Genomic DNA, 14,289 nt, shown 5'->3' with positions numbered 1-14,289 from the left:
AGGCGGATGTAGATAAGGTAACATTATCTATGAATGATACATTAATTAAGCCTACTGGGCCTCCTGCACTCCCCTGCGTACTAAAATGGTTGATATTTGGAATTTCCATCCCGTCTAAATAATATACCGATTCATTTGGCGCGCCACCTCGTATTATGAGATCGTTTCGAAATCCGCCAATAGAAGGTGATACCCCTGGTAAAGTTTGTGCTACCTGCACTACATCATTATTACTTCCGGGATAAGTGGCAATTTCTAACGCGGAAAGGGTTTGTGTGGACAAAGGCGTTTCTTTTGGTCTGCTAATAGTGTTGGCATTAGACACTACTACTTCCTTAAGTTGTTCAGTTTCTACTTCAAGTATAAAATTATAGGCCGGGGTTCCCTTCGAACGTACAATGATATTGTATTTTGTCTGGGATTTGTAACCCAGATAAGTAACAATAAGATTATAGGACCCCGGCGGCACCGCTTTTATTTCGTAAGTGCCATCAAAATCGGTCTGAGCTCCCAGCTGGGTGCCCTCTAAGAAAACAGAAGCCCCAAACAATGGAGCCTCGAGTTCATCCAACACTTTACCATAAACTGTGGCGGTAACCTGTGAATAAAGGCCCTCTGAAACGAGTGCGATGATGGTAAATAGTATTAACCTTCCCAATTTAAAGCTCATATTGTTTAAATTAAATCAAATATAATCAAACAAAATAACCACTAAATAATCGTACTGCCTTATAAAAATCTGTTAAAACCTTGTGGTCAGAATAAGATTGATGGCGTAACCATGTCATAGACAGAATTTTTAAGCAGAGATCATGCTAACATCCATATGGCTGTATTTGACTCAAAAATATTGGCTATATTACCAGTCTTTTGTGAACCATCACAAGTAACCAACCGTAACGCATGGCAGAAAAGAAGAAATTTGGCACTTTTGCGGGAGTATTTACCCCTTCCATACTTACCATTTTAGGGGTTATTATGTACATGCGTTTGGGCTGGGTAGTTGGTAATGCTGGTCTGTTAGGTGCCATTGTAATTATCATAATAGCCCATGTAATTGCAGTCACCACGGGGTTAAGCGTATCTTCAGTAGCAACTGATAAAAAGATTGGAGCCGGTGGCATCTATTATGTGCTATCTCGGAGTATGGGAATTCCTATTGGAGGCTCAATCGGAATAGCCTTATATGTAGGTACCGCTTTTTCTATTGCACTCTATTTACTGGGTTTTTCAGAAAGTTTTAATGCGTATTTTGGATTTGGCATGACGGTCAATGATTTCAGATTAACAGGAACCATAGCATTGTTAGCATTAACCGTACTTGCATTAATAAGTACCTCTTTGGCTCTAAAAGCACAATATTTTATCCTGGTCGCCATTGTTATTTCGCTGGTTGCTATCTTTTTAGGGTCATCAGAATTTGCACCTGAATCAGTACCCCTCTTTTCAACCGAAGGCGCTGTTCCTCTTGAGGTAGTCTTTGCAATATTTTTTCCGGCGGTTACAGGTTTTACCGCTGGCATAGCTATGAGCGGGGATTTAAAGGACCCCAAAAGATCAATACCCTTAGGTACGTTATCGGCTATTGCTGTTGGACTTTTAGTTTATCTTGGGCTTGCTTTTTTTATGGCATTTACCATCAATTCCGATGTCTTGAAAACAGATTATAACATTTTAATGAGGATTGCCATATTTGCACCAGCCGTTGTTGCAGGAATTTGGGGAGCAACCTTGTCTTCGGCCTTAGGTGGCATTCTTGGAGGTCCAAGGATTTTGCAGGCCATGTCTATTGATAAGGTGACCCCTAAAATATTTGGAAAAGGAAAAGGAGTTAACAATGAACCGGTGAATGCCTTATTAATGGTATTTATTATTGCCGAGGCCGGTATTCTTATAGGGGAATTGGACGTAATTGCGCGGGTGGTCTCCATGTTCTATCTGACTGCTTACGGTTTCATCAATATTTCCTATTTCCTGGAAAGCTGGGCGAACCCTGATTTTCAGCCAAGTTTTAAAATTAAGCGCTGGATCGGCCTGCTTGGTTTTATTGCGTGTTTTGGGGTTATGTTCAAGTTAGATATGATTGCCATGTTTGTGGCTTTGGCGGTAATTGGTGGTCTCTATTTTGGCCTGCAACGAAAGGAAGTAAAGCTGCAATCAAATGACGTATGGCGAAGCGTTTGGGAAAATGTGGTAAACAAAGGATTAAAAAAGATAGATGCCCAGGTGGATGAAAATTCCAATTGGAACCCAAATATTATTCTCTTCAGTGGAAAAAGTGATCATCAATCCTATTTATTGGAGTTATGTAAAACAGTTTCGGGGCGTACTGGCATCGTAACTAACTTTAAGCTCATCGTTGCTTCCAGAGATGATACACCTTTAAAAAAAACAGAGCAAATTGTGCGAAATGAGTCTTATACGGAACTTGGTATTTTTGGAAGGCAAGTAAAAGTAGATAACATCTATAACGGTATTACGAATATTGCCACAGTTTTTGGGTTTTCGGGGGTTGAACCAAATACCATAATGATGGGATGGCCCAAAGGTTTGGAAAATTCTGGTGAATATGCCAAAATGACCGAGACCTTGTTGTATCTGGATTATAACTTATTGTATTTGGATTTTGATAGAAAAACCAAATTTGGTAATTATGGAACCGTAGATCTTTGGTGGAGGGAAACAGATAGCAAGAATGCCGAGATGATGCTTAATATCGCACGATTTATAATTGCCTCCCCTAAATGGAACAATACCAATATCAGAGTGTTGTTTGTTAATAACAACAATGTGGATAGTACTATAATACATTCGAAAATTACCAAACTTGTTGAAGATTTAAGGGTGAATGTTGAAATTATAATCATTAACAATGCCGTAGAACAAAAGCCATTCTATAATATCATTGAAGAGCAATCTGCCTCTACTGATCTGACTTTGGTAGGTATTCCGAATTATAAAATTGAAAAACAGGCCGAATTTGTTATAAGAACCAATCAATTGTTCGAAACCATAGGTACTACCCTATTGGTAAAAGCTGCTAATAATTTTAATGAACTTGAATTAGATCTTGGCGAGGCGAATACTGAAGTAATTTAAAAACTGAGTTTAACTTTAATCTCTTTTCTAATTAGAGAAGAAATTATTTAGACGGAATTTAGCCCATATTTGGAGAATAAAAAAAGCCCATCAAATTTTTGATGGGCTTTTGTGTTAAAGTATAAGCGTATATGTTAAACAACTTTTACGTTTACTGCATTTAATCCTTTTTTTCCTTCCTGTAGATCAAAAGTAACTTCATCGCCTTCGCGAATTTCGTCTATTAATCCGGAGATGTGTACAAAATGATCCTTTTCTACACCTTCTTCAGTGATAAATCCAAAACCTTTGGCGTCATTGAAGAATTTTACTGTTCCTTTACTCATTGTAATTTAATTTAATTGTATTTATAATACTTTTTATCTTGCAAAGATGGTACCATTAATTTAAAATCCAACAGTTTCGTGGATAAAATTATAGTTTTAACCATTATTTCTCTGTTAAAACCGCTTATTTCTACTTTATTTAGTGTTTTTTACTGGTTTAGTGATTCCAGACGCTTTTTTTTAATAGTCATATTTCAAAAGATCATTTCCCAGGTTTGTTATATAAAGAGTGTTACCGTCATTAGAAAAGAACATTCCTGTAAGTAAACCGGGCAGCGGAAAAAATAGATCTGCTGAAAGTAATTCTAGCCTCTCCATTCCCAAATGACTTCTTCGATTATATTCGTTTGTAATCTTTAAATTTTCATTAGAGGAACCATCAAAGATTACATGCTGAGAATGATTCTTAAAATCTACAGCAACTACTTGATTATAAAGAGGAGAAGCAACGATTAAACGACCTTCCTGATCAATTAGTATATTATCCGGAGATCCTACATTGGCAGCCACTCCCGTATATTTGGCCAAACCACTATTAATATCTACTTCAAATCCATGTACCCTATCCATCATGGTTTCTGAAACAAAAAGGTGCTTTTCATCCTTATCCATGGTGATACCATTTGCAAAATACAGACTGTCGGCAATTTTAACAGGTGCGCTTTTTAAGTCTGCCATTCTGAAAACAGCTCCATGGGGTACAGGTATATTTACATCACGAAACATTTCTTCCACATTAGTGCTCTCTGTAGATTGGGAGAACCACAAGGCTCCCGTTTTATCTCTGTAGATTGTATTAACACCATAAGGATGATCATAGATCATTTCCACTTTTTCTGTGGCCACATTTACCCGATAAATCTTTCCGTCTGCCACATCTGACATTAATATATGTTTTCCATCGTGTTCCAATACAACACCATTGGGTGCTGCTACTCGTTCCGGCGGCAGATGTACAAAACCCGCGGCTTCGAAATCACCAAATGGCCGATTGGAACCATCTTTTTCTATTAACCGGAGACCTTTTGCCTGATCCACAACTACAATACGTCCATCCTCCAAATAAACACCGTCTTCAGCCCGAAGTAAACTTCCATCTCCCGGAAACAAATTCTCATTTTGAAAAGTGAAATATGGTAGGGGTTTTATGGATTCTTGTGTATGGCTAATCTCATCTTTTGTCTTAGGCGTATTACAACAAATAAGAGTAAAAGCAAAAAGGAATAAAACGAAAATGGATAGTTTCATACTTAATAGGTTAGATATTGATAAAGATAATAAGAATTTAGAATAGCTGACCTTCAATGTTAAGTGCTAGCTCAGGAATCGTTTATATCCTTACAATTTATTGTGACTAACATCAAGCATTATGTCTAAGCTGTATTATTGAAGGCAGTTTAATTCCATTTCAATTGCTTACGTTCTTCCCAGTACGTAATTGGATCTATCTTGAATGCAGTCAGTACTTGTATCTCTTCTTCTGTAAGACAGAAAGTATTAAGTTTTAAATTTTCCTTTAACTGAACAGAATTACTAGCGCCACTCAATAGGATGCTTGAAGGAAGCTTCTGCCCACAAAAGCGCAATGCAATGGCGTCTACACCCACCATATATTTGTTAGCCAAACCTTCGAGTTCATGATATAGGTCCTTATAATGCCTATAGGCTTTATTTCTAAAAAGCCTCCCATTTGCCAGGGCTTCTTTAATAATTATTTTTTTCTCTTGCTGCACGACTTCCCTGGAAATTTCGCCCAAACTTTGATCCAGCATATTGTAAGTAACCTGAAACGCATCGAATAAGGGTACGCCTCCTATGGTGACATCCAGTGCCTTTTTAATAACCTCCAACTGATTTGCCCCTGTTGTTGTTATACCAATTTCCAACTTATATTCTTCTTTTAAAAGTGCTAACTGATCTAGCACCGCCTCATTATCTAATATTCCTGTTTCCAGTGTAGCTGAATGTATTTGATAGACTCTCAAATGAGGGATAAATGCTTTTGAAACTTGCCATTGTTCCTTTAATTTCTCTAAGCTGTGTTCTTTTATTTCATGAACTGCAGCATTTGCATTAAAATTAGCTACATAGGTATATCCCCATTTTGTAGCAATTTGTATGCTAGGATCATTTTTAGTTCGTAACCATTCTAATACCAACTGTTCTGCTAAACCATAACCCGGAGCCGTATCAAAATAGCGAATACCAAGTTTGTAGGCTTCTTCCAGAACCGAAAAACCTTGTGCTTTAAAAATTTCTAAATTTTGTTTTTTAGGTGCCTCCTGGCGCAGGTTAATATATTGCGGCCGTCCTAAAGCGGCAGTTCCTAATCCTAACTGCATATATTATCTATAAAATTTGTATGTTCTCTAAAAAATGAATCACCTTTCTACTACAGCATCGACTTAATGTCCTTTCTCCATTTCAATCAACATCCTCCTTGCGTTATCGCCGGTAGCCCCTTTTGGGTTTAAGCTAATAGCCTTATTATAATATTCTTTAGCCTTCACCAGGTCTCCGGATTTCCAATAACCCTCAGCCAGGCTATCCCAGGCATTAGCAGATTCCGGGAAAAGCTTGGTATTCATTTCAAAGACATACAGAGCCCCTTCAAATTGCCCCGATCCCAGCATTTGATAACCTGCCTTATTAAATTCAGCTTCAAAATTAAAAAACTTATAAGCCGGGTCCTTTACCAGGCGTTGGGCTTCTGTAGCCAACAGCTCATATTTTTCATCCATAAAGAGCCGGGTAAGATAACCCATTGGATCTATGATAAAATTATCTGCAGAAAAATTGAGGGCGGTCTCCAGAACCGGATCTTCGTTGGCACTGTATTCTGCAAAGGTGGGTTCTACAGCCAAATGAGGCACCGTATAATCTGCATTCTCCCATTGAGGCTTATCCTGCCACCAGGCGAAGGAGAGATAAACAGGCAGCTTGGAATTGGGTAGTTCTACACGGCGATTGTCGCCATAGAAATTGATATTTTCTCCAGTGGGCTCTCCTACAAAAATGGCATTGGTATAATTATCCAGTTCATTCACTAAATTCTGGCAGGCGGAAAAAGTTCGGCGACCTATTATAACGAAGAATTTCCCAATCTGATTAATCTTTTTATGCTCTATGATGCCTGTTACTATGGGTTTATTCTTATAATTATTGCCACCGCCATTTAGACGTACGTCCAAAACTAATTTCTCTACCTCATTGTTGTCTATAAATTCGAACAGGCGTTTATAAAATGCCGGGATATTCTCGCTGGGGTCATCCTGTATCTGGCTATGCCGCACATAAACAGCCTTCTCATTGGGCAGGTATTCAAAATAATAGATTTTCTCCAGGTTTTTAAGATAATAGGGACTTTCTGACTGGTCCCTTGCCCCTACCCAATCTGAATCCGGTTTTACTTCGCCATAGGCAAGGTGTCCGTGTTTTGGTTCTCCGGCAGTTACTACTGTAGTAAAGGTTTTGCCCTCCTTCTCCAGTTTAAAGGTAATCTTGTTTTTTAATGTTTCCGTAATGCCCTGTGCATGCAACACTTCAGGAATTACCAAATAAATGCCGCCATAGGCTTTAAAAAATTGCTCATTTTCAACAGGAACTACAGGATAAATAGCCTCTAAAACCTCTGCGATGGGCTTCCCTTCTACCTCCAAAATTTTTGCCCCTACTAAAGCTTCATACGTTTTATGTGCCCCATGTATATAAACCCCATCCTTATAATTGTGGGTATAGAGAGGTAGTTGTTGATATGGTACAGGGCCTTCGGAAAAACTTACCCTGGTATGTCCGTATTTAAACATCCCTATTATTTTGGTAAAACCCACAAGCACTTCATGATCCTGCATTTGAGGAATAGCCGTATAAAATTCCTCTACAGCCGTATCAAATTTAGTTGCGGTGGTCTTTTTAAAAAGGAATGGATAATCCTTATGGACTGTATTCTGCAGGAAACGCAAGTCTTCCTGCCATTGTGAACTTGTGATTTTCTGCTGGGCGGATACTTGCCAAAACATTAGTATGGCAGCTAAGAGAAATAAATTTTTCATATTAGAATGAGTTAGAAGTTAGGCCTAAAGAGCATGGCATGCTCTTTATAGGACAACATTTTCTCTAAAATGTTACATTAAAATTACTAACTAATAGGCTAATCTAGTATTTTAACCTAAAAGTGGCATAGATTCCTACTAACAGAATGTACTCCAATCCAATAAGCCAAAACCAGGGGTCGGTAAAAAAAGTAAGATGATTTCCACCAGCCGGTATAATAAATAAGGGTACGGTTATTAAAGCATCTAAACAAAACGTAACTAAAAACATGAAAACCCCTAATTTAAAACCATTAGTATGCGTTCCGTTTTTATAGTAATACTTTATACCAAGGAATGTGCTTGGTACCAAAGTAATAATTAGAACCAGATTCCCCTGCAATTCGGGATTATCCATGATTACTACAAAATAGGATAAGATATAGGCTGTAACACCAATAATCCATATGATTGCGGCTGAAATGATTGCTCTTTTAATTTCCATTGTAATTATGTCATTAGGTTTGCATTGATGATCTAAAATGCGAAGTGATTATTTTATAGTTGCTCTACCTCTATTCCATCCCACACACCAGACTGGGCAACTTTGTTGGCATACCGGCTAAAATCTATAGGTTTTCTTCCCAACACTTTTTCAATATCATTGGTAATTACTGAATTACTTTCTACCAAAACTTCTTCAAATAAATAGTTGATTAACCATAGGTAGCTGTCAGGCAATTGAAATTCCTTCATCATTGCATTGTATTCTTCCATGCTTATGGAAGTAAATTGGATGTCTTTCTCCGTGGCAGTAGAAATTTCTTTGACCACATCTGAAAAAGTTAGTGTACGCGGCCCTGTAAGTTCATAGGTCTTCCCATTATGTTCTTCATTTAGCAGCGCTTCAACAACAACATCTGCGATGTCATTTGCATCTACATAAGGGACCTTTGCTTCATTTTTTGGCAAAGCCACATGGCCGGCAAGTATAGGATCAAGAAAGAAACTCTCGCTAAAGTTCTGATTAAACCAACTGGCTCTAACGATGGTCCAGTCCAGGCCGGAATTCTTTACTATTTCTTCACATTTTTCTGCTTCTTTCTCCCCTTTTCCCGATAGGAGCACCACTTTTTGAACACCAGACTTCACCGCCCGGAGAGTAAAACCTTTAATGGCTTCTCGCGCACCGGGTACAGCTAAATCTGGTTGAAATGTAATATACACACTATCCATTCCTTCCAGAGCGCCAGCCCAGGTAGCTGAGTCCTCCCAATCAAAAGAAGGTGTTTCACTACGGGATCCGATACGAACGGCTTGTCCTTTTGCTACTAATCTGCTTGCTACCCGACTGCCTGTTTTTCCTTTGCCGCCCAATACTAAAATGTTTTGTTTTTTTGTCATGATATTTATTTTTAAGATTTATAGATTATGTGTTTATAGTGTTGTTTCTGCTAAGACAGATTAGTATTAGCAGCAAGAATGATAGTATTGAACTAATAGTTCTGATAAAGTGCAGTCTGTTCCATTTAATTTCAAACTTGTCCCGTAGCAGTTCTAATTCTCCGGAACTGGCCTGCATTAAATCTGTTTTATCCAATAACTCATTAAGGGGTACATTTCCGAAAATAGTGACAAAACCAACCCCAATAATATACAGGACAGCTGATGCAACAAGCATCCATATAATAGTGCTTGACGAGGTCCTGAATAAAAAGATGTTTGCGATGTGTAAGAAAACCGGACCGAAAAAAACGATCATGAATGTGGGGTTAATAATGGCCCTGTTCATCTCCTGAAACGACCGTAAATAGCCCATATCAACCAATTGACCAATACCGGGAGTAACCGCGTTGTTCCAGGTAAAACAAAGACCTGTGGTAAGTCCGGTTAAAAGCGTTGCCAGTAATAATACTATGGTGTGTGCATCGAAATTTATAGAAGTCATAGTCGCATTGTTTAAAGATTACAATGCAAATTTGCAGCTATAACTTATTACTTATTTGTTTGAAAAGGATTGAAATTTGTTCCAAAAGGATTATGACTTTACCTCGCTGGGCCGAAAGCCATATTTTTTGATAAACGCATTGGAAAAAGAACTCAGGCTTTCATAACCAACAGACCATGCTGCCTCCTGTATGGTAACATCCTTTGAGCTTAATATCTCATGGGCTTTTATAAGACGCTCATTTTGTAGGTATTTGTAAACAGGAAAACCAAAAAGCTCTTTAAAATTCTTTTTGAGCTTAAAATCATTGAGTCCAATGAGCCTTGACAGTTCTGATATAGATGGTGGGGTCTCCATGTTTTTGGCGAGTATTTCCCGGGCCTGATACAACTTTTCGCGCTCGGTATCTTTTATAGAGGTGTTATTATCCTTTTCCATAGTTGAAACTTTTGCAAAGAAATGAGACAGTAATTCTGTAACCTGACTTTTCAAAAACAGCGATCTCGCGGCCCCTTTGTAGGTATTGGTGAAAATTTTATCAACCGCATTTTGCATGTTATGGTCCATAAAAAAAGTGGGACCCTCTACATAATCACTGGTGGGGTTAATAAGTTCATTTACGCATTCTGTATAGATTTCACGTTCTTCTTCAGGTAATTGTTTTAAATTTTTTAAACTGTAAAGGATGACTACACAATATAATTTTTTAGATTCTGAAATGGTGTGGATAAAATCTACATTCTTATTTGCAAAAAATGACATGGCCAGCCCCATGGTATTGCTATAGCTCTTTTGCAGGACACCGTATTTTACATTCAGATCTACGTTACCTGAACCATAAAAAGCAAAGGCTATAACATCTTCATCAAAACTGCATTTATCAATAGTCTCCTTGTTAGAATCGGCATATTCCAAAAGAACTAAAAAGTCGTTTATATTCAGGAAATCTCTAGTCATACTAAATACTAAGATACTACAATAAGCGCTTCATAACTATAGCACTACTGTTGGCTCTCCTGGCCAAGACGATCCTTATAAGTTTCATAGGCCGCTTTGCCTTCTTCCTGCCAGAATTTGTCATAATGTTGCCATTTAGATAATCCTTTTTCACGGCACCTTTCTTTAAAACGCGACTTCATTCTTCCAGACCTGCCTCCAAATTTATTTGTACCGAAGCCACCAAAAAGAAGTTTTGCGAGGACCAATATACCTACCGCTTGCCAGAATCCAATGGTTCCCAGACCGAAAAGGGACGGCATTAGCCAATTCCACAATAGCATTACTGCGTAGCCAAATAAAAGTGCGAAAGCCGCCATGGCGATCGCCCCGAAAATTACCCAAAATATTACCTTGACAACCTTTTTTGCCTTTTTGCTTTGTGTGTTTGAATTTGTCATTCTTTTTCATTTTTACTTGTTAATCCACTTTTTTCTAATTCTTTATATAGTAAGGAGAGTGCCCTGTGACGCCTTGACATTAGGGTTCCCTGAGGAATTCCTGTCTCCAAGGACAACTGAGCATAGCTGTGATTTTCAAAGTCGATAGCCAGTATAACCTCCTTATAATCTTGTTTTAAGCTGAGGATGGCAGTCTTTAATTGTAATTTTAGCTCATCATCATTGGCATACGCGGAATTACCATAAAACAATTCAGCTAATTCTGCTAAATTCTTTTCAAAAGAGTCGTCCAGGTCCAGTCTTACCTTTTTAGCTCGCATGATGTCTATAATTTTATTGCGTATGGATCGGTACACAAATCCTGCGATATTGTTTATCGGAGTAAGATGATCTTCCCTGGAAAATAGATTTAAAGCCACATCCTGAAGGATATCCTCTGCATCCCTGTCTGCCGAATCATCAATTTTAGATCTCACATAATTTTTAAGTGCTTGGTACTCAGCATTAAAAAATTGGTTCAGATTATTATTATTTTCTGTGCTTTTAGCCATACCAGAGTGCTATTATAAAAGCTCCTCACTTATAGAGACGAAGCAATTAAAATCTATTGCATTTTAAAAGTATGATTTCGAAAATAAAATGAAGGCTAAGTAAGTGAAAATTGAATTTTAATCAGAATAAACCAGTTTACCAAGCGCGCTACAAAAGTTCCTTTGCGCCTCAGTGGATTGATATAGATTAGGGTTATTTCTTGAAAAGGCCATCGCATATAGGTTAAATTGAATCCGTTCCAGCATATGTTGAAACTCAGTGTTGGTATTGGCGTATTTATCATTCAATTGCCTAATTTTTTTCTCCCACCAGTCCAAATCCGCTTTTTCAGGCTGATTATAGTCTGCCGAAAAGCGCTCATAAAAGGTGTTGGCCCATTGCTTTTCTTTTTCAAAAGCCAAAGTTCTGTCTTTGAATGCCTTTTTATAGGAATTTTCTTTTTTAAGGCGATTAAGGTGAACAGAAACGGTATCCAGGGTAAAAATAGAGTCATAAGTACTTAAGACCCGCTCATAGTTTTCTACTGCATTTAGTATATGGCCATCGGCTTCAGATTTTTGTGCATTTTTATAATTGTGCTTATAGCTTTTATACAAATCATCATCCGTCATTGATGCATTCCCTTTTTTATGTAACTGCAGTGCCAGCCAGTCAAAGGCCTTTGTAATTTCTTCCGGAGGTGGCCAAATATGACCGCCGTCAAACGTAAATAGCGTATGATCATAGGTTACCTTAGACATATAGGTATTTAGGTCCTGCATTTCCCGGTAATTCATGTCCCTGTTCCCACAAATCCCCACATAGGAGAATTCCTGTCTTTGGAGAATGGGCTGTTGGATCTCCGAAATTCCAGCTCCGCAGGCTAGTACACCAGCTATGTTCCCCGCTGCCAAAGCAATAGCCCAGGCTAAGCGCGACCCACCTGAAAAACCAGCCAAAATCATCTGATTTTCATCGATTTCAAAGCTCGAAAAAACATGGTCGAACAAGTTGGCGGCAATATTAAAATTCCGGTCATAAGGCCCATTTCTTGAGTTATTGGAGCATACCAAAATATGACCATAAGTCTCGGAAGCCTCTATAAAAGTTTCCACGCCGAGCCTTCCCCGGCCTGCAGGTTCGAAAATAAAAAGTATAGGAGACGCCTGGGAGGTCACAAAGGATGTGGGCAGGTAAAGTGCAAAAGTCTCATTGGTGGTGTTGGCTACTGGGATGGAGTCTGTTAGTTTACCTGCTTCAAAGGCCTGCTGCGCGTTTAGCTGGTAAACGACTCCTACTATAAATAAGTAGAAAATGAATCTCATTGCCAAAGCCCTATTTTTCTCTTGACCGCTATGTATCGGGGATCTTGCTGAATAGGATCATCATTTCTGATAGCCAAATAAGGAAGGTCGCCACTATTTTGTTCATACATTTTTTCAAGCCAAAAAATTCTACCTTCCGTATCCCCCAATAAGGAATACAGTAAGTTTATTTTTCCTGCCGGGATAAATTTTATCTTACTTTGTTCTGCCAAAGCATCTGCTGCATATCTCAAGGCAGCATTAAATCCACTTTGTTTAACTTTCTCGTCTAATGACACCTCTAAGCCACTGAATTTGTCAACTTCAATAAATTTTTTCAATTCAATTAATGCTTTTTTGTGTTGAAAAGTCCTGGTGTATTTCTGAAGTAACCAGTTATTTGCCATTTTATGGTCTGGAACCATTGCAGTAATGGTTTCAAATTTCTTGGTTGCACTTAGCATTTTTCCTTCCATCAGGTACATGGCACCGCTAAATGCAATAACCATAGGGTTTAGAGGATCAATTTCAAGGGCATAATTCATTTGTTCCCAGGCTTCGTCCCAGCGGTTTAGGATCATCAGCAGATGTGCATAAGCAGCTCTGGTCATGGATGCATTTGGATTTAAGGCAATACTTTTTTGAAAAGATTTTTCCCCAAGCTCCATGTCATAGTCAGTCCATACAGCAATGCCGGCCTGCGCGGCCCATGCTACATCGTTGGTGTTGTCTAGTTGCATGGCCTGAGCAGCGTATTTCCTTATGTTTGAATTCGCATCTTTTGGAGATATCAAACCCATTTGTTTTTTAGACATCCATGTAAATGACAATCCGCTATACGCTGATGAGAAAGTGGAATCTATCTCAATTGATTTGTTCAAATACTCTTCCGCCTTATCAAATCCATTTCTGGTCATATTGCCCACAAAATAAGCAGCTAATTGATAATATTCCCAGGCTTCAGAATTTATTATTGTGGAGGGGGTTTTGTTTATTTGATTAGCAGGAAGATTTACATCATTAATTTTCGAGATGAGGCTGGTAGCAACCTCATTATATAATTGAGAAATTTGGGGAATGGAAACACTATAGGTATTTAGCCATATTGTTTTTTCTACAGGAAACGGATTTATGAGTTTAACTGTCAGTTCTGTGATGGTGTCTTTTGTGCTTACAGAAGATTCAACAAGCATCTCTACATTGAGTTCTTGTGCAATGGTCTTTAAAGACTTGGTTGTATTTGAGTAGGGTAAAGATGAAGTCTTTGAGATTACACGAACAGATCCTCGTTTCCCAATTTCATTTATTAAACCATCATGTATACCAGCAATTTCATATTTTTTTTCTTCACTTATATAATTGGAAGTCGGTAGTAGTACAACAGAATTTTGGGAATCTTTGTTTTGGGTCCCCCAGTCTAAATTCACCAATCTCAGGACACTCGGATCAAAAGTCAACGGATTTATGGAGTAGTATGCTATTGTAGCAATGCCAATCAATAAATTCCCCACCAGAGTTAAAATGAGTGCAACCCGTTTACCCCTTAATAAAACAAATATCAAATAGCCCGTTATTAAAAACACCAAAACGAGCGTTGCAATTTCTGCCAGTCCCTCATCCAGGTTATTTTTGGCAACCAGAAATGCAACTAAT

At 38.3% G+C, this 14,289-nt stretch carries 14 protein-coding genes; 1 reads left to right on the top strand and 13 read right to left on the bottom strand.

Going from position 1 to position 14,289, the window contains the following annotated elements; all coding sequences use genetic code 11:
• A partial coding sequence (locus WBN20_RS05080; RefSeq protein WP_424280940.1) for a carboxypeptidase-like regulatory domain-containing protein occupies positions 1–670 on the bottom strand: 670 nt, incomplete at its 3' end.
• Between the two features lie 233 nt (positions 671–903).
• Between WBN20_RS05080 and WBN20_RS05075 the strand changes: the two genes are divergently transcribed.
• On the top strand, positions 904–3,099 hold the full coding sequence (locus WBN20_RS05075; protein ID WP_424280939.1) for an amino acid permease: 2,196 nt from the start codon (positions 904–906) through the stop codon (positions 3,097–3,099).
• Between the two features lie 134 nt (positions 3,100–3,233).
• Here WBN20_RS05075 and WBN20_RS05070 read toward each other — a convergent pair whose 3' ends face one another.
• From WBN20_RS05070 to WBN20_RS05015, 12 genes are all read right to left on the bottom strand, one after another.
• The gene (locus WBN20_RS05070; protein ID WP_424273212.1) at positions 3,234–3,425 is read right to left on the bottom strand and encodes a cold-shock protein; all 192 of its coding nucleotides are present in this window, start codon (positions 3,423–3,425) and stop codon (positions 3,234–3,236) included.
• A 180-nt stretch (positions 3,426–3,605) separates the two neighbouring features.
• On the bottom strand, positions 3,606–4,673 hold the full coding sequence (locus tag WBN20_RS05065; protein ID WP_424280938.1) for an SMP-30/gluconolactonase/LRE family protein: 1,068 nt from the start codon (positions 4,671–4,673) through the stop codon (positions 3,606–3,608).
• 149 nt (positions 4,674–4,822) lie between these two features.
• The gene (locus tag WBN20_RS05060; protein WP_424280937.1) at positions 4,823–5,767 is read right to left on the bottom strand and encodes an aldo/keto reductase; all 945 of its coding nucleotides are present in this window, start codon (positions 5,765–5,767) and stop codon (positions 4,823–4,825) included.
• A 63-nt stretch (positions 5,768–5,830) separates the two neighbouring features.
• Positions 5,831–7,477 carry a tetratricopeptide repeat protein gene (locus WBN20_RS05055; RefSeq protein WP_424280936.1) on the bottom strand — a complete coding sequence of 549 codons (1,647 nt, stop codon included), beginning with the start codon at positions 7,475–7,477 and terminating at the stop codon, positions 5,831–5,833.
• Between the two features lie 103 nt (positions 7,478–7,580).
• Complete coding sequence (locus tag WBN20_RS05050) at positions 7,581–7,961, bottom strand: DUF5367 family protein (protein ID WP_424280935.1); 381 nt, start codon at positions 7,959–7,961, stop codon at positions 7,581–7,583.
• A gap of 53 nt (positions 7,962–8,014) precedes the next feature.
• Positions 8,015–8,860 carry an NAD(P)H-binding protein gene (locus WBN20_RS05045; protein ID WP_424280934.1) on the bottom strand — a complete coding sequence of 282 codons (846 nt, stop codon included), beginning with the start codon at positions 8,858–8,860 and terminating at the stop codon, positions 8,015–8,017.
• A gap of 25 nt (positions 8,861–8,885) precedes the next feature.
• Positions 8,886–9,404: a DUF1772 domain-containing protein gene (locus WBN20_RS05040; protein ID WP_424280933.1), complete on the bottom strand. Its 519-nt coding sequence runs from the start codon at positions 9,402–9,404 to the stop codon at positions 8,886–8,888.
• 90 nt (positions 9,405–9,494) lie between these two features.
• A complete protein-coding gene (locus tag WBN20_RS05035; RefSeq protein ID WP_424280932.1) occupies positions 9,495–10,361 on the bottom strand; it encodes a helix-turn-helix domain-containing protein in 867 nt (288 codons plus the stop codon).
• Between the two features lie 44 nt (positions 10,362–10,405).
• Positions 10,406–10,801 carry a hypothetical protein gene (locus tag WBN20_RS05030; protein WP_424280931.1) on the bottom strand — a complete coding sequence of 132 codons (396 nt, stop codon included), beginning with the start codon at positions 10,799–10,801 and terminating at the stop codon, positions 10,406–10,408.
• Positions 10,798–11,352, bottom strand: a complete 555-nt coding sequence (locus WBN20_RS05025; RefSeq protein WP_424280930.1) for an RNA polymerase sigma factor — start codon at positions 11,350–11,352, stop codon at positions 10,798–10,800. Before WBN20_RS05025 ends, WBN20_RS05030 begins: the two co-directional genes overlap by 4 nt.
• 117 nt (positions 11,353–11,469) lie before the next feature.
• Entirely contained in the window at positions 11,470–12,657 is a 1,188-nt protein-coding gene (locus WBN20_RS05020; RefSeq protein WP_424280929.1) for a hypothetical protein, read from the bottom strand.
• A partial coding sequence (locus WBN20_RS05015; RefSeq protein WP_424280928.1) for a tetratricopeptide repeat protein occupies positions 12,654–14,289 on the bottom strand: 1,636 nt, incomplete at its 5' end. The genes WBN20_RS05020 and WBN20_RS05015, both read right to left, overlap by 4 nt.

Source organism: Eudoraea sp., assembly GCF_049665975.1.
Lineage (GTDB): Bacteria > Bacteroidota > Bacteroidia > Flavobacteriales > Flavobacteriaceae > Eudoraea.
This window is presented reverse-complemented; position numbering and strand designations above follow the sequence as displayed.

Coding starts and splice junctions, on each gene's coding strand:
- WBN20_RS05075 (WP_424280939.1), top strand. CDS start 904: ATGGCAGAAAAGAAGAAATTTGGCACTTTTGCGGGAGTATTTACCCCT.
- WBN20_RS05070 (WP_424273212.1), bottom strand. CDS start 3,425: ATGAGTAAAGGAACAGTAAAATTCTTCAATGACGCCAAAGGTTTTGGA.
- WBN20_RS05065 (WP_424280938.1), bottom strand. CDS start 4,673: ATGAAACTATCCATTTTCGTTTTATTCCTTTTTGCTTTTACTCTTATT.
- WBN20_RS05060 (WP_424280937.1), bottom strand. CDS start 5,767: ATGCAGTTAGGATTAGGAACTGCCGCTTTAGGACGGCCGCAATATATT.
- WBN20_RS05055 (WP_424280936.1), bottom strand. CDS start 7,477: ATGAAAAATTTATTTCTCTTAGCTGCCATACTAATGTTTTGGCAAGTA.
- WBN20_RS05050 (WP_424280935.1), bottom strand. CDS start 7,961: ATGGAAATTAAAAGAGCAATCATTTCAGCCGCAATCATATGGATTATT.
- WBN20_RS05045 (WP_424280934.1), bottom strand. CDS start 8,860: ATGACAAAAAAACAAAACATTTTAGTATTGGGCGGCAAAGGAAAAACA.
- WBN20_RS05040 (WP_424280933.1), bottom strand. CDS start 9,404: ATGACTTCTATAAATTTCGATGCACACACCATAGTATTATTACTGGCA.
- WBN20_RS05035 (WP_424280932.1), bottom strand. CDS start 10,361: ATGACTAGAGATTTCCTGAATATAAACGACTTTTTAGTTCTTTTGGAA.
- WBN20_RS05030 (WP_424280931.1), bottom strand. CDS start 10,801: ATGACAAATTCAAACACACAAAGCAAAAAGGCAAAAAAGGTTGTCAAG.
- WBN20_RS05025 (WP_424280930.1), bottom strand. CDS start 11,352: ATGGCTAAAAGCACAGAAAATAATAATAATCTGAACCAATTTTTTAAT.
- WBN20_RS05020 (WP_424280929.1), bottom strand. CDS start 12,657: ATGAGATTCATTTTCTACTTATTTATAGTAGGAGTCGTTTACCAGCTA.